Annotated in this window: 16 protein-coding genes; 12 read left to right on the top strand and 4 right to left on the bottom strand. The window is 36.8% G+C overall.

Going from position 1 to position 20,983, the window contains the following annotated elements; translation table 11 throughout:
- The first annotated feature begins 210 nt into the window (after nt 1-210).
- From iolE to V5290_RS09525, 10 genes are all read left to right on the top strand, one after another.
- Nucleotides 211-1,104: a myo-inosose-2 dehydratase gene (gene iolE / locus V5290_RS09570; RefSeq protein WP_333384634.1), complete on the top strand. Its 894-nt coding sequence runs from the start codon at nt 211-213 to the stop codon at nt 1,102-1,104.
- Between the two features lie 59 nt (nt 1,105-1,163).
- A complete protein-coding gene (locus tag V5290_RS09565; RefSeq protein ID WP_333384631.1) occupies nt 1,164-2,366 on the top strand; it encodes a Gfo/Idh/MocA family oxidoreductase in 1,203 nt (400 codons plus the stop codon).
- A complete protein-coding gene (iolC, locus tag V5290_RS09560) occupies nt 2,353-3,351 on the top strand; it encodes a 5-dehydro-2-deoxygluconokinase (protein ID WP_333384628.1) in 999 nt (332 codons plus the stop codon). Before V5290_RS09565 ends, iolC begins: the two co-directional genes overlap by 14 nt.
- Nucleotides 3,352-3,410: 59 nt before the next feature.
- On the top strand, nt 3,411-4,250 hold the full coding sequence (locus tag V5290_RS09555) for a 5-deoxy-glucuronate isomerase (protein WP_333384625.1): 840 nt from the start codon (nt 3,411-3,413) through the stop codon (nt 4,248-4,250).
- Between the two features lie 12 nt (nt 4,251-4,262).
- Nucleotides 4,263-5,090: a class II fructose-bisphosphate aldolase gene (locus tag V5290_RS09550; protein WP_333384622.1), complete on the top strand. Its 828-nt coding sequence runs from the start codon at nt 4,263-4,265 to the stop codon at nt 5,088-5,090.
- Nucleotides 5,091-5,163: 73 nt separating this feature from the next.
- Nucleotides 5,164-5,985 (top strand): MurR/RpiR family transcriptional regulator, encoded by an 822-nt coding sequence (locus V5290_RS09545; protein ID WP_333384620.1) that lies wholly within the window; start codon nt 5,164-5,166, stop codon nt 5,983-5,985.
- A gap of 527 nt (nt 5,986-6,512) precedes the next feature.
- A complete protein-coding gene (gene iolD, locus V5290_RS09540; RefSeq protein ID WP_333384617.1) occupies nt 6,513-8,450 on the top strand; it encodes a 3D-(3,5/4)-trihydroxycyclohexane-1,2-dione acylhydrolase (decyclizing) in 1,938 nt (645 codons plus the stop codon).
- A gap of 337 nt (nt 8,451-8,787) precedes the next feature.
- Nucleotides 8,788-9,153 (top strand): response regulator, encoded by a 366-nt coding sequence (locus V5290_RS09535; RefSeq protein WP_333384614.1) that lies wholly within the window; start codon nt 8,788-8,790, stop codon nt 9,151-9,153.
- Nucleotides 9,150-9,779: a hypothetical protein gene (locus V5290_RS09530; protein WP_333384610.1), complete on the top strand. Its 630-nt coding sequence runs from the start codon at nt 9,150-9,152 to the stop codon at nt 9,777-9,779. The genes V5290_RS09535 and V5290_RS09530 overlap by 4 nt, the downstream gene beginning before the upstream one ends.
- Nucleotides 9,780-9,784: 5 nt before the next feature.
- Nucleotides 9,785-10,750: a diguanylate cyclase gene (locus V5290_RS09525; RefSeq protein WP_333384608.1), complete on the top strand. Its 966-nt coding sequence runs from the start codon at nt 9,785-9,787 to the stop codon at nt 10,748-10,750.
- Nucleotides 10,751-10,792: 42 nt separating this feature from the next.
- Here the strand turns inward: V5290_RS09525 and V5290_RS09520 are convergent, their stop codons facing one another.
- From V5290_RS09520 to V5290_RS09505, 4 genes are all read right to left on the bottom strand, one after another.
- On the bottom strand, nt 10,793-12,103 hold the full coding sequence (locus tag V5290_RS09520) for a diguanylate cyclase domain-containing protein (RefSeq protein WP_333384604.1): 1,311 nt from the start codon (nt 12,101-12,103) through the stop codon (nt 10,793-10,795).
- Nucleotides 12,103-13,125, bottom strand: coding sequence for an ABC transporter substrate-binding protein (locus V5290_RS09515; RefSeq protein ID WP_333384601.1), 1,023 nt, complete (start codon nt 13,123-13,125; stop codon nt 12,103-12,105). The genes V5290_RS09520 and V5290_RS09515 overlap by 1 nt, the downstream gene beginning before the upstream one ends.
- Nucleotides 13,126-13,640: 515 nt before the next feature.
- On the bottom strand, nt 13,641-14,225 hold the full coding sequence (locus tag V5290_RS09510; protein WP_333384598.1) for a YqaA family protein: 585 nt from the start codon (nt 14,223-14,225) through the stop codon (nt 13,641-13,643).
- Nucleotides 14,226-14,414: 189 nt separating this feature from the next.
- Complete coding sequence (locus V5290_RS09505) at nt 14,415-15,395, bottom strand: endonuclease/exonuclease/phosphatase family protein (protein ID WP_333384595.1); 981 nt, start codon at nt 15,393-15,395, stop codon at nt 14,415-14,417.
- A 467-nt stretch (nt 15,396-15,862) separates the two neighbouring features.
- On the opposite strand from V5290_RS09505, the gene V5290_RS09500 reads away from it, so the two are divergent.
- Together V5290_RS09500 and V5290_RS09495 are read left to right on the top strand one after the other, a co-directional pair.
- Nucleotides 15,863-16,822: an OmpA family protein gene (locus V5290_RS09500; RefSeq protein ID WP_333384593.1), complete on the top strand. Its 960-nt coding sequence runs from the start codon at nt 15,863-15,865 to the stop codon at nt 16,820-16,822.
- A 41-nt stretch (nt 16,823-16,863) separates the two neighbouring features.
- Nucleotides 16,864-20,983: beta strand repeat-containing protein (locus V5290_RS09495; RefSeq protein ID WP_333384590.1), on the top strand; the 4,120-nt coding region annotated here is incomplete at its 3' end.

The following is a 20,983-nucleotide window of genomic DNA, read 5'->3' as shown; positions in this document are numbered from 1 at the left end:
ACGGTGGATATAAGAGGTCGATCATAAAAATTTAAATTAACAATTATTTTTCTAAAATTGTTGATAGAGCGCCAATTAAGGGTGAAAAAATATTTTCATTTTAAATTTATTGGCGTATATTCGATTCGTATAGCGTCAAATCAATACTTATTACAATTTAGTGTTTGTACCTAAAGTCAACTTGTTGTTACCAATAATTCGGAGATAGAGATGAGTCAAGTTCAATATGGAATTAGCCCTTTAACATGGACCAATGATGATATGCCTGAACTCGGTGGTGATATTCCATTGGATCAATGTTTAAGTGAAATGGCAGAAGCCGGTTTTACTGGTACTGAATTAGGGACTAAATACCCTAGAGAGCCAGAGGTATTAGTTCCTTTACTTAAAAGCCATGGGTTGGTATTAGCGTCAGGTTGGTTTAGCGGTAATTTAATGGTGTGTAGTGCAGAACAAGAAATTGCCAATATGCAAGATCACATTAAATTATTAAAAGCTGCTGGCTGTAAAGCAATGGTATACGGTGAAGTTAGTAATTCTGTACATGGAGATATTAATACAGCTTTATCGAAACGTGTCATCTTGACGGAAAGCGAATGGAAAGAATACGGTAAGAAAATTAGCATTGTTGCAGATCATTTATTACATGAACATGGCATTAAATTATCATTTCATCACCATGTTGGAACTATTTGTGAAACAGAGGCTGATATTGACATGTTAATGGACGTAACTGGTCCATCTGTATTTTTAACTTTGGATACCGGACACATTACTTATGGTGGTGGTAATCCAGTAAGTGTAATTAGTCGTTGGGGTGATCGCATTGGTCATATGCATTTTAAAGATCTTCGCTTAGAAGTAATGGAAGCAGCGCGTAGCGCAGATAAATCTTTCTTAAATGCAGTGTTGGACGGCGTATTCACGGTACCTGGCACTGGAGATGTTAATTATGATGATGTTTTCGGTGCGTTGAAAGCAAGAAATTATGAAGGATGGTTATTGGTTGAAGCAGAACAAGATCCTGCAAAGGCAAACCCACTTACTTTTGCCAAAACTGCTTATCAAAATATTTCTGGTTATGCAGAGAAGTTTGGTCTGTAAGCTTTGAGTTAAAGATCTAAATTCTTATTGTTTTTTGTTTTATGAATGGTGTGTAAGCGATGTTTAATGAAGAGAGTCATTTAAAACAACCTATTCGTTGGGGCATGGTAGGCGGAGGGCGTGGTAGTCAGATCGGTTATTCACATCGAAATGCTGCGTTACGCGATGGGTTATTTACATTAGTTGCCAGTGCCTTCGATTTAAATGCACAAAGGGGACGTGATTTTTCGATTAATTTAGGCGTCGATGAAAACCGTTCTTATGCTACTTATCAAGAGATGTTTGCTCAAGAAAAACTTCGAGAAGATGGTATTCAAGCTGTCTCTATTGCGACACCAAACAGTACTCATTTTGAAATATGCAAAGCAGCTTTAGAAGCTGGCTTACATGTTATTTGTGAAAAACCGTTAACCTTTACGGTAAGTGAGGCATATCAACTAAAAGCATTAGCGCATCAAAAGAATAAGCTAATTGGTGTGATGTATGGTTACTCAGGCTTCCCTATGATTCATCAAGCTCGTGAAATGGTACGTCGTGGTGACTTAGGAGATATTCGTGTTGTTAACGCACAGTTCGCACACGGTTTCCATAATGAAGAATATGAGAAAAATGACCCTAGTTTGAAATGGCGTGTTACTCCCGCTGCTTCTGGCCCAACTTATGTTATTGGGGATATCGGCACGCATGCTTATTTTCTTTGTGAAATGATCACCGAGCTAGAGGTCGAAAGTCTTTGTTGTATGCGCCAAAGCTTTATTGAATCACGCGCTCCATTGGAAGATAACGCTCATATTATGTTGAAATTTAAAGGGGGGGCGGTTGGAACTTTGTGGGCTTCTGCGGTTAATGCTGGTTCTATGCATCAACAGAAAATTCGCATTGTTGGAGAAAAAGCGTCGATCGAATGGTGGGATGAATTTCCTAATCAACTTCGTTATGAAATTCAGGGTGAAGCTCCGCGTATTTTAGAACGTGGTATGAGTTATTTATATCAGGATGATCAAGGGGTTTCGTGTAATCGAATCGGTGGTGGTCATGCTGAAGGGTATTTTGAGTCTTGGGCTAATTTATACGCTCGTTTTGCTCATGCCTTCGACGCATCTGATAAAGGGGATAAAGTCACTCTTGAGCGAATTTGGTTTCCTAGTGTGGATGCCGGAATTGAAGGTACTCGGTTATGTGAGAAATGCGTTGAATCTGCTGATAATGGCGCTCAATGGGTTAATTACAAAGATGAAGGAATAAATAATGGCACAAGTTAATTTTAAAGAAGGCAGAGAGTTAGATGCAATTGTATTAGGCCGAGCAGGTGTTGATTTATATGCGCGTGAAGCGAACACTGACATTGCAGATATTTCTGGATTCGACAAATATGTCGGTGGCTCTGCTGCAAATATTGCTGTTGCAATTAATCGTTTGGGTGGAAGCGTTGGTTTTATTGGCGCTGTTGCAGATGATGCTTTTGGGCGTTATGTGCAAGGTTATATGGAGCAACAAGGTATAAACCTTGATGGGATGATGGTTGATAACAGTGGTTCGCGTACCTCCGTGGCCTTTACTGAAATGAAAGCATCCGATTGCGATGTATTAATCTATCGAAATAATGCTTCTGATTTAACTTTAAAAACAGAACAAATAAAACCTACTTACCTGCAAAAGAGTAAGACTTTAATTGTTACTGGGACTGCTTTATCTGCTAGCCCAAGTAGAGAAGCAACCTTATTGGCGATGCAACATGCACGTCGTGTTGGAACCGTTGTTGTATTAGATGTCGATTACCGCCCTAAAACATGGCGTACAGATGTGGATGCATCAATTTACTACGGTATTGCGGCGAACCTATCTGACATTGTGATTGGCAATCGAGAAGAATTCGACATGATGGAAACAGTGATTGCTCCAGGTAATCAAAATGATGATGAAACAGCAGACCGCTTTCTTAAAGGTCAAACAAAAATTGTGATTATTAAAGCCGGAGAATTAGGTTCTCGTGTCTACTGTAAGGATGGTCATCAATTTGAACAGGGTATCTATAAAGTTAAGGCTAAAAAACCTTTCGGATCCGGTGACTCTTTTGCTGGGGCTTTAATTTGGACACTTACTCATGGTGGATCATTGGAGCAAGCCGTCAGTAATGGTTCAGCTGCTGCGGCGATCAATGTAAGTGGTACAAGTTGTACTGAAGCTATGCCAAGCAGAGAAGAGCTCGAAACATTTATTACTAAATTTGAACAGGCTGAACGATAAGCCTTGCTGTACTTTACGACTCTTTTTAATGACTCAATTTAACTAATTAGGATATGACTATGGGAAAGCACATCGCACCTTTTGACAATAAAAATCAACCTATCATTGACGTAAACGATGAGACGACACCGTTATGTTTTTTTAATCCTGTTAAATTAAAAAAAGGAGAAACTTTTTCTCATCAGATTGCAGGGTATGAAAGTGTCATTGTTCTAGGTGGCGGGACTTGTTCTGTGACTGTTGGTGGAGAAACTTTTTCCAGTATTGGTAAACGCGCCACTATATGGGATGGAGATCCTGAATCTGTTTATGTTCCTGTTGGCATGCTTGCCGAGATTATTTGTGAAACTGACGAAGCTAATTTAATGATAGCAGGCGGTCTTTATGATGAAGTATTAACTCCATTCGCAGTGACTACCGTCGATAAAATTCAGTATGGCTCTGATGATACTAAAACACACCGTAAAATTAAGCATGTGCTAGGACAAGCTAATGCAGATAAACGTGGTCGTTTGTTAGTGAGTGAATTATTCACTGTAGGGGCTGGTGGTTGGTCGGGCTTTCCTGCACACAAACATGACTGTGATCGCGGTTCATTAGAAACTAATTACGAAGAAGTTTATCAATTTCAATTTAATCCTGGGCAAGGCTTTGGGGCTCAATTTCTTTATGAGCATGAAGATGATTGTGGGCCTGTGTATCACGTTAAATCAGGTAGTGTGATCGCTATTGATAAAGGGTATCACCCGAGTGTAGCTGCCCCTGGTTATGAGATGTATTACTTTACCGTGATTGTTGGAAAAACGTCTAAATCTCTTGTTCAACATTTCGACCCCCATCATGAATACCAAGTGCATACGATCCCTGGGATCAAAGACATGATTAATAAATTTAAATAAAAGGAATCTATTATGCTGGTGAATTTGAATGATGTATTACCACAGGCGGCTGTGAGTGATTATGCGGTACCCTGTTTTAACGTTTTTGGTTATGAAGATGCAAGAGCAGTTGTTGATGCTGCGGAAACTGTTCAAAAGCCTGTGATTTTGGCTTGTAATAAAGACGTAATCGACTTTTACGGACCTGTTGTGGCTGCAACCATGTTCAATGAGTTAGCTAAAAATAGTTCTCAAAAAGTCGTACTTCATTTGGATCATACCTATGAAGAATATATTGTTTATCAGGCCATTAAAGCTGGTTTTAGCTCTGTTATGTTTGACGGCTCTCAGTTATCTTTAGCCGATAACATTGCAAGAACAAAAAAAGTCGCTGAAGTCGCTCATGCTTGTGGGGTCAGTGTGGAAGGCGAAATAGGATCTGTACCTTATCAAGAAGGACGAGACCATATTAAAACGATTGATACCAGCCCACTTGAAGCACAGCAATATGCAGAGCAAAGTAATTTAGATTGTATCGCCTTATCTGTTGGTAATGTACATAGGTTAACAGAACCAACGAGCATTATTGATTTTGAACTGCTCAAGCAGATAGAAGCCCTAGTCACAAAGCCTTTAGTGATTCATGGCACTAGTGGCATTAGAGATGAAGATATTATTAAATTAAAGAAAACAAAGGTCTCAAAGTTTAATATCGGGACTTGTTTGAGGCAGGCCTTAGGCCATAATTTACGTGATTATATGAATACAGAGAAGGATAAGTTTGATCGTCTTTACTTTATGAAAAAGGCGATGCCTCATGTTAGAGAGGAAGCGATTAGATGCTTTAAATTATTGTCCTAACTGCTTAAATTCTATATTCTTTAATGGTTGACACCTAAGGATCCACTTAGGTGTTTTTTTAAGAGTAAACATAATGCCCAATGATATTGAAGTTGCTACTACACTAGATAAATTTAAAGATATACTCGCCGAACGTTACGACACGTTAAGTAATCGACTTAAACAAGTTGCTGATTTTATTAGTGAAGAACCCATGGTTGTTGCTTTTGAAACTATGTCGGTTATTTCTGTTAAAGCAGGGGTGCCAATTTCAACATTAAGCCGTTTTGCTAATACCTTTGGTTTTGATGGTTTTAGTAAAATGCAAGTTTTATTCAGTGATCAGTACTTCCACAAGCCTCGTGATTATAAAGAGCGGATTAAAAGAGCAAAAAGCGAAGGCATATCTCAAATTGAATCGATTCAAGATATTTTTGAAAATTTAGGCGAGTCCAATATCAAAGCAATGGAAGATCTTTTGGTTGGTATCCCATCTTCTAAATTGGAAGATGCGATTGCTCTGCTATCATCTGCGAACACTATTTATGTTCAAGGAGTGAGGAGAGCTTATCCAGTCGCTAGTTATCTTTGGTATATGTTGCTTAAAGGTGATTCTAGTACTGTATTGGTCGATGGTGCGGGTGGAATGCGGTCACCTATGTTAAAGCAAATTAAAAAAGAGGATGTTTTATTTATTACCACATTTAAACCTCATGCCCAAGAGTCTATCGCTGCTATAGAGCGTGCGCGTGAAGTGGGGGCAAAAATAGTTGCTATCACAGACAGCCAAATGAGTGAACATGGTCGACAAGCTGATATTTGTTTTGAAATTATCGAGAATGATGTGATGGAATTTCGTTCTTTAACCAGTGCAATGTTTATTGCTCAAACACTTGCCGTAGGTTTAATGCTGTAACCATAATCCTTAGTTTACTATTACGCGGTGTAAAATTTTATTTCACCGTTGTAATCTTCAGTTAGTCATTCATTTTTATTCTTGGTTATCATCAATCTACTCATACTGTCTATTACATTGAGATTAATAACAATTAACCTTTTTCTATATGAGATGCTGAATTTTAATCTCTCCTTTCTTTTTGGAAAAAAAATTTTATTATTTAGATGTTTATTGTTTATATATCCCCGTTACTCTCTTTTTCTATTCTATGTTATTTATTGATTTTTATGTGGTTTCAATATTTATTATTATTAGTTAAATACATGGAAACAAATAAATTCCTTTTAAAACAGTGTCTTGATGTGGTGTTTTTTTTGATGTTTATTATTTTATGATATGTGTAACACTTTTGATCTAAATGGCTGTCATTAAACTTCCTTCATTAATATGATGAAAATCTAAATGAAATTTTTTTTCTATTTTAATTGGTTTATTTTCTGCTTATATCGTTTTTAAGTGGTTTATCATGACTTTGGAGTAAAAACATGAATACCTTTCGATTAACTACAGGGCAAGCATTAGTCAAATTTTTAAATCAACAATATGTTGAAGTAGATGGGCGAGAGGAAAAATTTGTACATGGTGTTTTTACTATTTTCGGGCATGGTAACGTATTGGGCTTAGGGCAAGCATTAGAACAAGATCCTGGTGAATTGATTGTGCATCAAGGTTGTAATGAGCAAGGTATGGCTCAAATAGCGGTTGGCTTTGCTAAGCAAAATAAAAGAAAGAAAATATATGCTGTAAGTGCTTCCGTAGGGCCTGGCTGTGCAAATATGATCACTGCCGCTGCGACAGCCACTGCCAATAGAATTCCAGTTTTATTATTGCCGAGTGATGTATATGCTTCACGTCAACCAGATCCTGTTATTCAACAAATTGAACAATTTCATGACTATTCCATTTCTACGAATGATGCATTTCGACCTGTCTCTAAATATTTTGATCGTGTAATACGACCAGAACAACTAATGGTTGCGATGATCAATGCTATGCGAGTTTTAACAGACCCTGCAGATACTGGTGCTGTAACTATTTCATTACCTCAAGACGTGCAGGGGGAAGCGTATGACTTTCCTGAACATTTCTTTCAAAAACGAGTGCATCGAATTGAACGTCGTCCAGCTTCTGAAGCAATGATTGAAGATGCTGTTGCTGCAATTAAAGATAAGAAAAAACCTTTACTCATTTGTGGCGGTGGAGTTCGTTATTCTGAGGCTCATGATACTTTTAAAGCATTTGCTGAAAAGTTTAATATTCCATTTGGAGAAACTCAAGCAGGTAAAAGTGCTGTTCCTTTTGACCATGAATTGAATTGTGGTGGTATAGGTGCGACTGGGACTTATTCTGCTAATATTTTAGCAAAAGAGGCTGATGTTATTATTGGGGTGGGTACTCGAATGACGGATTTTACCACAGCTTCTAAATCTCAATACCAGCATGAGGATGTTACATTTGTAAATATCAATGTAACTAGCTTTGATGCTTATAAATTAGATGGTATTCGAGTAGTTGCAGATGCAAAATCTGCACTAACGGCATTATCAGAGGCATTGGAAAAAGAAGGGTATTGCTCTAATTATACGACAGAAATTGAAAATGCCCGTAGCCAATGGGCAAAAGAATTAGTGCGTCTTGATAATGTAAAATACGAGAATGAAAATTTTTCTTCCGAAGTATCTGGTCATATCTCTAATACAGTACTTGATGAGTATGCTGAAGTATTACAGTCTACTTTATTACAAACAAGGGTTTTAGGCATGCTTAACAGTGAATTAAGTGATGATGCTATTGTTGTTGGAGCAGCAGGATCTTTACCTGCTGATTTACAGCGAGTATGGAGACCTAAGCAAAAAGATACTTACCATATGGAATTTGGTTATTCTTGTATGGGTTATGAAGTTGCTGCTGCTATAGGAGCAAAGATTGCTTGTCCAGAACAACCTGTTTATGCATTGTTGGGCGATGGTTCTTATATGATGCTTCACTCAGAACTACAGACTGCTATTCAAGAAGGCATTAAAATTAATATTATTTTATTAGATAATATGAGTTTTGGGTGTATTAATAATTTGCAAATGGATAATGGAATGGGCAGTTTTGGTACTGAAAATCGCTATAGAGATCCTAAAACGGGTAAGTTAACAGGACGCTCTGTGCCCGTTGATTTTGCTAAAAATGCTGAAAGTTATGGTTGTGTTACTTATACGGTTCGTAATGAAAAAGAGTTACTTTTCGCATTAAAAGAATCAGAAAAACAAACAGTTTCTACGTTAATTGATATTAAAGTATTACCTAAAAGTATGACTCACGGGTATGAATCCTGGTGGCGATGCGGTATAGCTGCTGTAGCTGATAAACCTGAAATAGAAAAAGCAGCTAATAAAATGAATACCATTGCAGCAGGTGTTCGACAGTACTAATTCTTTATGAAAACTTAGTATTGTGAGGCTCTATTTAATAGGGCCTTTTTTATATGCCTCATTAAATATTCATGTTATTTATTAACGTTTATGTTGTTGTTGCCGATAAGCTTGTTATTAAGATATTTTATTGTGTAATTCGTAATAACTGATCCAAACTATGATCAACGGATCGATACTATTCAAAAATCATTAATACTTTAGCGACTCATTATTTTACAAGTTCTTTGCTATGTTAGGTTTTTAATTGATATTTAGTTACCGAAAAGTTAACAGTTATTTCTTCTCTTAATAAGGTATTATTTTATGATTAACTCTGTATTTTTAAGGAAGTAACATGACCGTTTCTGTTTTAATTTGTGATGATTCAAATATTGCTAGAAAACAATTAAGAAAAGCACTTCCTGAGCAATGGAAAGAAAGTGCGCTGTTAGTCAATAATGGAGAAGAAGCACTTGAAGCATTGCAAATGGGTAATTTTGACCTATTATTTTTAGATTTAACAATGCCTGTAATGGATGGTTTTCAGGTTTTAGAAAATATTAAAGAGCAAGGCATAAAAATTAAAACAATTGTTGTTTCTGCGGATTTACAGATTGAAGCCAGAAATAAAGTAGCTGAAGATGGAGCGATTGATTTTATTAGAAAGCCTGTTTCTACATCAGCATTAACAGATGTATTAAATACACATGGATTATTATGATTGATAGCCTGAATTTCAACGAGGATCAACGCGATTATTTACAAGAAATTTGTAATATCGGTATGGGCCAAGCCGGTGAATCGTTATCGATGCTATTTGAGCAGTATGTAACATTATCTGTTCCAGCGATTGAAATTATTAACGCGCGAGAACTGACTCCTGTATTACGTCGCTTAATTCCTGCTGAAACGATTTCTGTTGTTAGTCAGGGCTTTTATACTCATGTTACTAATCCTAAGTTTTGTGGTGAATCATTAACAATCTTTAGTGATACCAGTTTTGATAGTCTTGCTCAATTGCTGTCTTTTGATGAAGAGATGACACCTGAATTTGAGCAGGAGATTTTATTAGAAATCTCCAATATTATAAATGGTGCATGTTTAAGTGGTATTGCTGAACAATTATCTGAACGTTTCTTCAATACACCTCCTTCTATTATTGGTCAATCTATACCTGTTGATAGCTTATTGTCTCAGCAAGAAATTCGGTGGGATCATGCACTATCAATAAAAATAGAATATAAAGTTGATAAGCACTCCTTTCAATGTGACTTATTACTATTGTTACCTGATAGTTCTATTAAATATTTACAAAGTATTTTAGATAAATTACTGGATGAGTTTTAAATCTAATGTCTAATAAATTTGCTTACGCTCAGAATGTTATTGATTACCTTGATAATGGTCTTTTCATTGTTGATAAGAATTTTAATGTTCAGCTATGGAATAAGTTTATGGAAGTACACAGTGATTTTTCCGAAAATGAAATCATTGGTAAAAACTTTTTTGAGTGTTTTAAAAATATTCCGCAAAAATGGCTTGAAAGAAAGATAAATAGTGTCTTTTTACTTAATCATGAATCTTATACTTCATGGGAACAGCGCCCTTATTTATTGCAGTTTTCCCATGGCCGTTCTGTAACCGGTCATTTAGGCTTTATGTATCAAAATTGTAACTTTACACCTATTTGTAATCAAGATAATGAAGTTGAATACGTTTGTATTACCATTAAAGATATGACAGATATCGCTATCTCTACTATGCAATTAAAAGAAGCTTGTACTGAATTAGAGCGTATCAGTAGTATTGATGGCTTAACTCAGTTATATAATCGAGCTCATTGGGAAAAAGCATTTGCAAATGAAGTCGAAAGAATAGATAGATATGGCGGTAAGGTTTCACTAATTATTTTTGATATGGACTATTTTAAAAGTATTAATGATAACAATGGACACTTATTTGGTGACCAAGTACTAAAAGAAGTCGCTAATAGATGTAAGAATGTGTTGCGTTCCGTCGATGTTATTGGGCGTTACGGTGGAGAAGAGTTTGTCGTTTTCCTACCTGAAACTAATATTCAAGAAACCGCTTTAGTTGCTGAAAAACTCAGAAAAAACATATGTGACACACCAGTATATTATGAGGATATAACGTTACCTATTTCTATTAGTGCTGGTTTTACTACTTCAGCAGTTGAATGCAATGACTTTGAAAAATTACTCCGTCAAGCTGATATTGCGTTGTATCAAGCAAAAGCGAGAGGGAGAAATCAATGCGTAAATTATCTAAAGCTACCTGTAGAAGAGCCTAAAGAATAACTGGAATGTACTGTAGATGAATAATAGTGATAGATAAATGAATTAATCCTTGCTGATCACATAATCTAAACCTTGCGTCTTAGCTTGATACATTGCTATATCTGCAAAAGATAATAACCCCTCAGCATCACACTTCATCTCTTTAGTAAGAAATGCAATGCCTGTACTGACACCTAAAGATAATATATGCCCATCATGATGGATAGGCTTTTCTACTGCACCTTTAATTTTTTCTGCTATTTTGATTAAAGAGTTTATATTTGTGTAATCTTCAATAATAAAAATAAATTCATCACCTCCTACACGATAGGCACTATCACGTTGACGTAATGAAGTCAGAATACGCGCTCCAATAGTTTTTAATGCGGTATCACCGGCTGCATGTCCAAAGTTATCATTGATGTATTTAAAGCGATCTAAGTCAGCCATTAACACCGCAAAATGATGACCTTTTCTTTTGGCATGCTCGAATCGAATACTTAGTAATTCTTCTAATTTAGTGCGATTATGAAATCCTGTTAGTGGATCGGTTCGTGCAAGACTATATAAACGTTTGTTTGCTTTATTAAGTGACTTTGTTCTGGACTCAACACGTTCTTCTAGTTCGTTGGTGAGTTTTCGTAATTCTAAATGTGAATCAGCTAATGAGTTTTGGCTGTTAGAAAGGCGACTCATCATGGCATTAAAGGTAATTGCCACTGTGCTTAATTCATCTTTTCTTTTCAATAGATCCCATTGTGCTCCTTGCTGAGAATCTAAGTCTATACTTCTAATATGACTAATTAATGACTTAATCGGTTTGCCTAAATTATTACGTAAGAAATGAATAACTAAACCAACTCCTATCAAAATGATTAAAGCTGCATAGATGAGCATTTTTATAAGAAAATCAGCAAGCTTGGACTCAAGTAAGTGTTGGTCTATTGTTGCTATGATGTAGTGTTGCTGTTGAGTAGCAGGCGGTAAAGGCTTTTTGATTAAATATTGGTTATCTTGTGGAATAAAATGTTCAGGTTTTGATAAGGTGCTTTTTTGGTTGTCTAAAGGAGTTGATTGAAAGAGAATTTTACCGTTCTCATTAATTAATGCTGCGTAGGTGAGACCTTCCGTACTATCCACTAATTTTTGGCATAGTGCGTCATAACCAAAAAATTCATTAGGTAATAAACCAAGTTGTAGTAAGCGTTCTGTTTTATAAATAAGTTCTTGTACGGCAACATCACCTCGTTGAATAAATAAATTCTTGTTAGTGTTATACACTTCTAATGTAAATATAAATAAAATAATTGAAGTAATTAGAATCAAACTTACTGTAAACAAGGTTGCTATTTTACTAGTCAGTGAAATTGGCATTATTCGCTCCAATCGTACTGTTTCTTGGTTTTTATATTGAGGAAAATTTGTACATCAATATTCATTCCCAATGCTTTAGCCCGTGCAAGGCTAATCATTGGCTCACCTTTTTCAGTAGAATTAATGGGAATATCGCTTGGAGCTACGCCATCAATTAATATTTTCCTTGCCATTTCTCCTGCAATATAACCTTGCTGATAAGCTGAAATTGCTACTGCGACTAACGTGCCTGAGTCAACTCGAGACTCCCAAAATGAAAAGTCAGGGAGTTTACTATTTTCTGCGGTCCACCTTAAAATCTCTTTGAAATCGATGTTCCTATTACTTTCATCCTTAATATTAAAAACACCTAACAAAGCAACGGCATCAACTTTAGTTTGTAATGACTTCATTATGTCTTTGTAATTGGTAAAGGTGTCCGCAACGTACCATTGTGTCACTTCAATATCAGGGACTTCTTTTATCTTTTCTTTTATTCGTTTAACAACACCAGCCCACATGGGGTCGGAGTCAACAATCACTGCAATGTGCTTTATATCTTTTTTAATCGTTCGGAGTAAGTTTATTGCTGGGATAAAATGTTCATATTCCATAACTCCTGTCGCATTGCTTGAGTTTGAAAAATGGTAGATGGAGGGATCTCGGTTAACTGCACTGAAGACAATCGGTAAAGTAGTATTAACATAATCCATCGCAACATATTTTTGTGCATTATCGTCGTTCGTATAAAGTAAGTCAGGTTGCCATTGGTCAATTAAATTTTTTGCTATCATTGCTTTTTGCTGGATAAGAGTAGGATCACTGATTCGTTTAGTATCTAATTCGACGATTTTATATTCTACATTACTAAGTGATAGGCCATCTTTAAAGCCTTGCAGTTGGCTGGAATTCCATTCCCATGACATATGGTAACTAGGGACGTGTAAAATCCGTAATGATTGTTGTTCATTAGCAAGTATGTGGGTAGTAAGGTTTAAAAAGATAATATAAAAAACGATAGCAAATCGAAAAAACATATCCATGACCCTCATTATCAAATTGAAGCGAGCATTTAATCAATAGTATTTTTTAGTGGCTAGCGTTGTTAATTATAATCCGAATAGGTCAAATTAACTAAAAAAAACATTATCAGTATCTCAATATAAGAAATAATACAGGTTTTTCAGTGATTGTTAACTCAAGTTATATTTAAGTCATAAAAATATTCAAAAGTGAGTATTTGATCTTATTTTACAACTACAATCTTTCTCATTGTTTTGAAGGAGTAGGTTGGTTTGTAATTGTTTGTTAATTATTTAGTGTTGAAGGCATCAAGGGAACTTTATTCAAAAGCCCCTTAATAATACCAATCACACTCATTAATTAATCTGTTATATTTATTAAAACAGCTTATTTCTTTGTTATAATTTCCCTTAACTCACTGAAGACTATTAACGAAGTTAATCCTCGAAATATTTATATTACGTCTTGAACTCAGTCATTTTCGGTATAAAAATTTAGAGCACATTATTTAATGTAATTAGTATAAATATTGAAATTATAACAATGTGCTGATTGCCCAAATTGCAGCTATGGCGATAGTAATAAAAATCATCGCTTTAGTTTTGTGTTTTTTAATCAATTGTTCAGCTTGGTTTCCTGCATAGTAAACAATAATTGCTAATCCAAAGTAGCGTATTGATCGTGCAATAGTGGCTGCAAATAAGAATAGCAGTAATGAGTATTTAGTTGCACCTGCAGCGAGCATTGCGATTTGAAAAGGGATGGGGATAATACCTAAGGTTATAACAAACCAAAAACCTTGAGCTTGCATTTTTTGCCTTACCATTTCAAATTGCTCTGGTGTTGAAAGTGTATTGATTACCCAGTCTCCAACTGCGTCAAATAAATAATACCCTAATGTGTAACCAAAAAGAGCGCCTATTAAACAGCCAATAGTTGCCATCAATGCGATAATCCATAGTTTTTCTCTACGAGCTTGCATTAAAGGAACTAAGATTGCTTCTAGTGGAATAGGGACAATTACTGATTCCAAAAATGAAGCAATGGTTATTCCACTAAGCATATGTTTTGAGTCGATAAACTTCCGAGTTCTTTGTTTTAAATTAATTTTGGTTGGCATAAGGATCTCTTGGTCGATATTTATATAACTAGTTGGTCTCTTAAATTCAGAGCTCTATATACTTAAGACAAGTTTTATGCCAAAAATTAAATCATTGTTAATAAAGGTATAATTAAGTTTTATCTATTTTGATAGTGTAATTATTACAGAGTTAATGCCCGCTTTACTCTCTTTTTAAGCATGGTTATTTTATGTCGGATCGTAGATGAGCTCACTTAATAACGGAAAGTGATCTGATCCGATTGAAGGCATTCTTTCTATTTTACTTAAAGTGAAGTGCTCACTATGGAAAATGTGATCTAATGGCCAGCGTAAAATTGGATAATCCGAGTGGAAAGTATTAAACATTCCTCTACCTATTCTTGGATCTTTTAAACCACTTATTTCTCTAAAAGCTCTAGTTGTTGGTGACCAAGCTACGTCATTTAAATCTCCGGTTACTATTGTTGCTTCCGTAGAGGCTTTATTTTGTTCTGCTATCTGTTTTGCTATTAACAACAGTTCTTTATCTCTAGGAGTAGAGGTGTCGTTTTCAGTAGGGCTAGGTGGTGCTGGATGAAGAAAGTGACATTTAATTTTAGTGTTTTCATTGATTACTAAATAACAATGAATAGAAGGAATATCTTTTTCAATTAACTCCAATACTTGGATATCTTCTAAAGCATATTTACTGTAAAGGTGCATGCCATATAAGTTATCGAGTGGGTGGTTGACCCTATATGGATAATCTTTATGTATCGATGTTAATTGAGATTCCCACCAAAGATCTGTTTCCAATGTTACTAAGACATCAGGTTGATGATGATTAACAAGGTGAATTAATTTATCTACTTGTCGGTTCGGCATTAACACATTACTTGTCATTATTTTAATTGATGACTGACCTTGAGTTTTTACGCTCTCAAGAACCTGTTTATTACACAGTCTTGTATAAGGAAATATCCACATTAATTGATAGCTGGATAGTAATGCATTAATGATAAATAAGGTCAAACACATAATTGGTGAATCGATAAAACTGCTAGCAAACATTAATACCAGAGTAATCACTGCTATTTGTACTCTTGGAAACTCCCAAACTCTTGATATCCAGTGATTTGAGGGGGAAAAAGGTGCGAAAGTAACAAACATCATGATACTTGTTATTAGCAATATAGTGATTTCGAACATTTGTTATTCCTAGTGATAGTGTCAACTTTTAATTTATACCAATCATACTGAATAAGTATTCTAAGTTTTGCTTTTAATAGTTAATCAGAGTTAAAGATAAATACAAGAGATTCATATAATTAGATAATTAAACACATTACCCAACACTTTCACCAAGGTGTTTTATTTATTTTAAATTCACAATTTTTATGACTTTAAAACACTAAAATACTTTAATCTAGCCTGAATAATCAGAAGCCTCGATTATTAATGATTACCGCAATGATTTTGATCAACTCTCATCGCAAATATAATTTTTAAAGTGCTAAGTACCTCTATTTTTCATACTACAAATCTATCAGAATTAGTGATTTTAACTATACTTTGTGAGTAGTTTTATCTTTTTTAATTAAAATTATGTATAGTGATTATGAATTTTAGATCAAATATTTTTTATTTGAGATTCTTTTTCATTAATGAGGATATTTATGAAAAAAAATAACAAGCCACTAATATGTATTTTATTATGCTCATTTTTGTTAATTGGTTGTGCTTCTGAACAACGTTATCTTGTTGGGCCTGCTGAAGATTCAGAGGTTTCACTCGCCCCTTTTGAATCAGATAAAGTTCAGGTTTTGTTTTATTTTGAAAAAGATAATTCTGTTAAAAAACAATCGATTTTAGTGCACTCAGAAACACGCTTATTAGGTGCGTTATTGAATGAGTTATATTTTTCTTCTGCTTTCTGTGTAGGTGAGGAAGTGATCCGTTTTGAAAAAAGAGAAAAAGGTTTTCATGCTCAAGATACGATCACTAATACTCATTATGCGAACTTTAAAATACAAAAAGAGCAGCCTCTTTATATAGGGGTTGTAGTACATGAAGACGGGAGTATTGATACTGATATCACTACTAAAGAAGATGCTGAAAAAGTCGTTGGAAAAATTGTAAATAGGACATTTTTAGTTAATCGAAAAGTTGAAGAGTGTGACCCGCCAATAGCTGAAGCGACTCCTCCCCAAAAAGATGTAATTTTAAAAAATATTGAGTTATCTGCTGATGCATTATTTGATTTTGATAGTGCGACTTTAAATAAACAGTTAATAAAAAAGAATATGAGCCACATCTTAGAGCAAGTAAATCGTTCTGATATCTCTGTTACCCGCATAGTGGTGAGTGGGCATAGTGACCGCTTAGGGAAGGCCGGTTACAACCAAAGACTTTCTGAAGAAAGAGCTCAGGCTGTTGTTAATTATTTGATTTTCGAAGAGGTCAGAGTTCCAATCGAATCGATCGGCTATGGAAGTCGACTACCCATTACAGATTCTGAATGTTCAAGCCAATTATCTCAAAAATCATTAATTGACTGTTTACAACCCGATCGACGCGTGAGTGTTGAGTTATGGGGTAATTATGAAGAAAAATCGACTTTAAGTATAAAAAAATAAACTCTATTTCCACTTTATTAACAGGGTTTTAGGAGGACAAAATGTTTAATAATATTAATATTTTAACACAGGGTACTGAAGGCACATTAGAAACCAGCTTAGTCACTAATGAAAGCCTAAGTCCAATTGTTCTCCAAGCCCAAGAAGGGGTTGCTTACGAATTACAAGCAATTGATTCTCAACTAGCGCCTCAACAGGTACTTATTTCTAGAAATGGGGCTGATTTAGAATTACGTTTTGATGAGTTTGCAACATCAGATACCCCTGTTGATGCGATTATTGAAGGTTATTATGACCTACCTCAACCGCCTGCTTTAACTGGCGTATCAGAGACTGGTGTGTATTATGATTATGTTCCACAGACAGGGCTTGAAGATGCATTATCATGGAATTTAAGTGATGGATTCAGTACTTACCAAAGCCTTGGTTATACACAAGTTGCATCTAATGCAGTACCTTGGCTTTCTGTTGCTACTGTAGGGGCTTCTGCTGGCGGTGTTGCTATCGCTACTGCAGCCGTTGTTTCTTCAAGTAATGATAGCTCTTCGTCTGAATCTACTCCTGCAATTACTATTGATCAGCTAAGTCTAGATAATAATCGACCTGCAATTACAGGGTCGGTGGTTGATGGTGATGCAAACATTGTTATTACAGTTAACGATATAGATTATGATGCTGTTAACAAAGGGGATGGGACTTGGGAACTACCTGAAGATACAGTTGAAGTTTTAGATGAAGGAGAAGTTATTGTCACAGCGACAGCTGTCGACGAGACAGGAAATAACGAAACAGTTACTGGTACTATCGTTATTGATGCTATCGCTGTGGATGTTACTTTAGATAGCATAACAACTAATAATCAATCACCTACTTTGACTGGAACGATCAGTGACCCTTCAGCGACAATAGTTGTTTCATTTAATGGCAATGAATATGTAGCGGCAAATAGCGGCGACGGAACGTGGAGTTTAGCTGGCGATGCATTTCCTGTATTAGATGAAGGTGAGTTAACCGTTACCGTTACCGCTACTGATGCAGCAGGTAATATTGACGTTACAGTTGATACTATTAATGTTGATCTTACTCCGCCAACTGTTTCCTTAGATCCATTGATTACCGACGATCCAACAGCTTTATTAACCGGGCAAGTGGACGACCCTGATGCAAGTATTGTGGTGGTAGTTGATGGGATCTCTTACGAGGCTCTGAATGATGGAGGTGGTACTTGGACATTACCGGATAACACTTTACCTAACTTACCAGAAGGTGTAACAGAACTTACTATTACAGCCACAGATACAGCCAGCAATAGCGAAACCATTGTTGATAGTATTGTTATTAATTCAGAACAAGTTGAAATAGGATCACGAAGTTTAACTTCTGGTGAAACTCAACCTGAACTTACAGGTTTTATTGATAACCCTGATGCGAGAGTTGTTGTTACAGTTAAAGGTGTTAAGTGTGAGGCTAAAAACAATGGCGATGGAACCTGGACGTTAGATTCTGATGATATTCCAGTATTAGAAGAGGGACCTACTGTATATACAGTGACTTCCATAGATGATTCAGGAGCGAGAGTTTCTACAAGTAATACTGTTACTGTTGATTTATCTGGTCCTGAAGTATCGATCAATTCAATTTTGACTAAGGATAATACCCCTGCTTTAACTGGTACTGTTGATGATCCTGATGCAACTATTGTCATTAACATAAATGGCGATAGTTACACTGCTATTAATAATGGTGATGGAACTTGGGTGGTTAACGATAATTCGTTATTCGGTTTAAGTGAAGGAGTTACTGATATTACTGTCGTAGCTACCGATGTATTTGGAAATAACACCACATCAACAGGAAATATTACTATTGATACTCTTGGAGTTAATGTAACTATAGATGCATTAATTACTAATGAAACCTCACCGGCGCTAAGCGGTAGCATTGATGATGACACAGCAACTGTCATTGTCACGGTCAATGATGCTGATTACAGCGCTGTTAATAACGGCGATGGCACTTGGAGTTTAGCAGCTGATACCTTACCTGATTTAGTGGAAGGTGATGTTGAGGTCAGTGTTTCAGCAAGTGATCAAGCAGGCCATACGGACAACACAACAACAACCATTGAAGTGGATACAACAGCTCCTGTAGTGAGCGTAGACTCAGTGATTACCACCGATAATACGCCAATGTTAACGGGTCATGTCGATGATACAACGGCCACCGTTGTGGTAACCGTGGACGGCATCGAATTCGAAGCAACCAACAATGCCGATGGAACCTGGTCTTTAGCGGATAACACCTTAGCAACATTAGATGATGGTGAAACCGTTATCACAGTGACAGCAACCGATGCGGCAGGTAATAGCGCAACAAATACTGGCACCGTTGAAGTAGATACAATTAGTTTAAACGTCAGTGTTGATGCGTTAGTGACCAATGATACGTCACCAGCGTTAAGCGGTAGCATTGATGATGCGACAGCGACCGTGATTGTCACGGTCAATGGTGTTGATTACAGCGCTGTTAATAACGGCGATGGCACTTGGAGTTTAGCGGCTGATACCTTACCTGATTTAGCGGAAGGTGAGGTTGAGATCAGTGTTTCAGCGAGCGATCAAGCAGGTCATACGGATAGTGCAACGACCACGATTGAAGTGGATACTACAGCTCCATTAATTAGCGTTGACTCTATTATTACAACTGACAACACGCCAGTGTTAACGGGTAATGTTGATGACACAACGGCCGCCGTTGTGGTAACCGTGGACAGCATCGAATACCAAGCAACCAACAATGCGGATGGGTCTTGGACTTTAGCGGATAACACCTTAGCAACATTAGATGATGGTGAAACCGTTATCACAGTGATAGCAACCGATGCGGCAGGTAATAGCGCAACAAATACTGGTACCATTGAAGTAGATACAATTGGTTTAAATGTCAGTATTGATGCGTTAGTGACCAATGATACGTCACCGGCGCTAAGCGGTAGCATTGATGACGCAACGGCCACCGTGATTGTCACGGTCAATGGTATTGAATATGGTGCGACAAATAACGGCGATGGTACTTGGATTTTAGCGGCTGATACCTTACCTGATTTAGCGGAAGGTGAGGTTGAGATCAGTGTTTCAGCGAGCGATCAAGCAGGCCATACGGACAGCACAACAACAACCATTGAAGTCGACACAACAGCCCCTGTGGTAAGAGTTGACTCCATTATTACCAATGATACAACACCTGCTATCACTGGCTCAATTGATGATCCAACCGCAGTCGTTGTGGTGACTGTTACCGTGGATGGTGAAGAATATACAGCAACGAATAATACTGATGGTACCTGGACATTAGCGGATAATACCTTACCTGCACTGGATGATGGCGAAACCGTTATCACAGTGACAGCAACCGATGCGGCAGGTAATAGCGCAACAAATACTGGCACCATTGAAGTAGATACAATTGGTTTAAATGTGAGTATTGATGCGTTAGTGACCAATGATACGTCACCAGCGTTAAGCGGTAGCATTGATGATGACACAGCCACCGTGATTGTGGTGGTTAATGGTATTGAATACGGTGCGACTAATAACGGCGATGGCACTTGGAGTTTAGCAGCTGATATCTTACCTGATTTAGCGGAAGGTGAGGTTGAGATCAGTATCTCGGCAAGTGATCAAGCAGGCCATACGGATACTGCAACCACCGCGATTGAAGTGGATACTACAGCCCCTGTAGTGACTGTAGATTCAGCTATTACCACGGATAATACCCCTGTTATTACTGGCTCTATTGACGACCCAACGGCAACCGTCGTGGTGACGGTCAATGTTGGCGGTGAAGAATATACAGCAACAAATAACACCGATGGCACCTGGATATTAGTAGATAACACCTTACCAACATTAGATGATGGTGAAACCGTTATTACAGTGACAGCAACCGATGCGGCAGGTAATAGCGCAACCAATACTGGCACCGTTGAAGTAGATACAACGGGTTTAAATGTGAGTATCGATGCCTTAGTAACGAATGATACGTCACCGGCGTTAAGTGGCAGCATTGATGATGCTACGGCGACTGTGATTGTTACTGTCAATGGTATTGACTACACGACTGTCAATAACGGCGATGGCACTTGGAGTTTAGCAGCTGATA

The sequence above is a fragment of the Psychromonas arctica genome (assembly GCF_036697365.1).
GTDB lineage: Bacteria > Pseudomonadota > Gammaproteobacteria > Enterobacterales > Psychromonadaceae > Psychromonas > Psychromonas arctica_A.
This window is presented reverse-complemented; position numbering and strand designations above follow the sequence as displayed.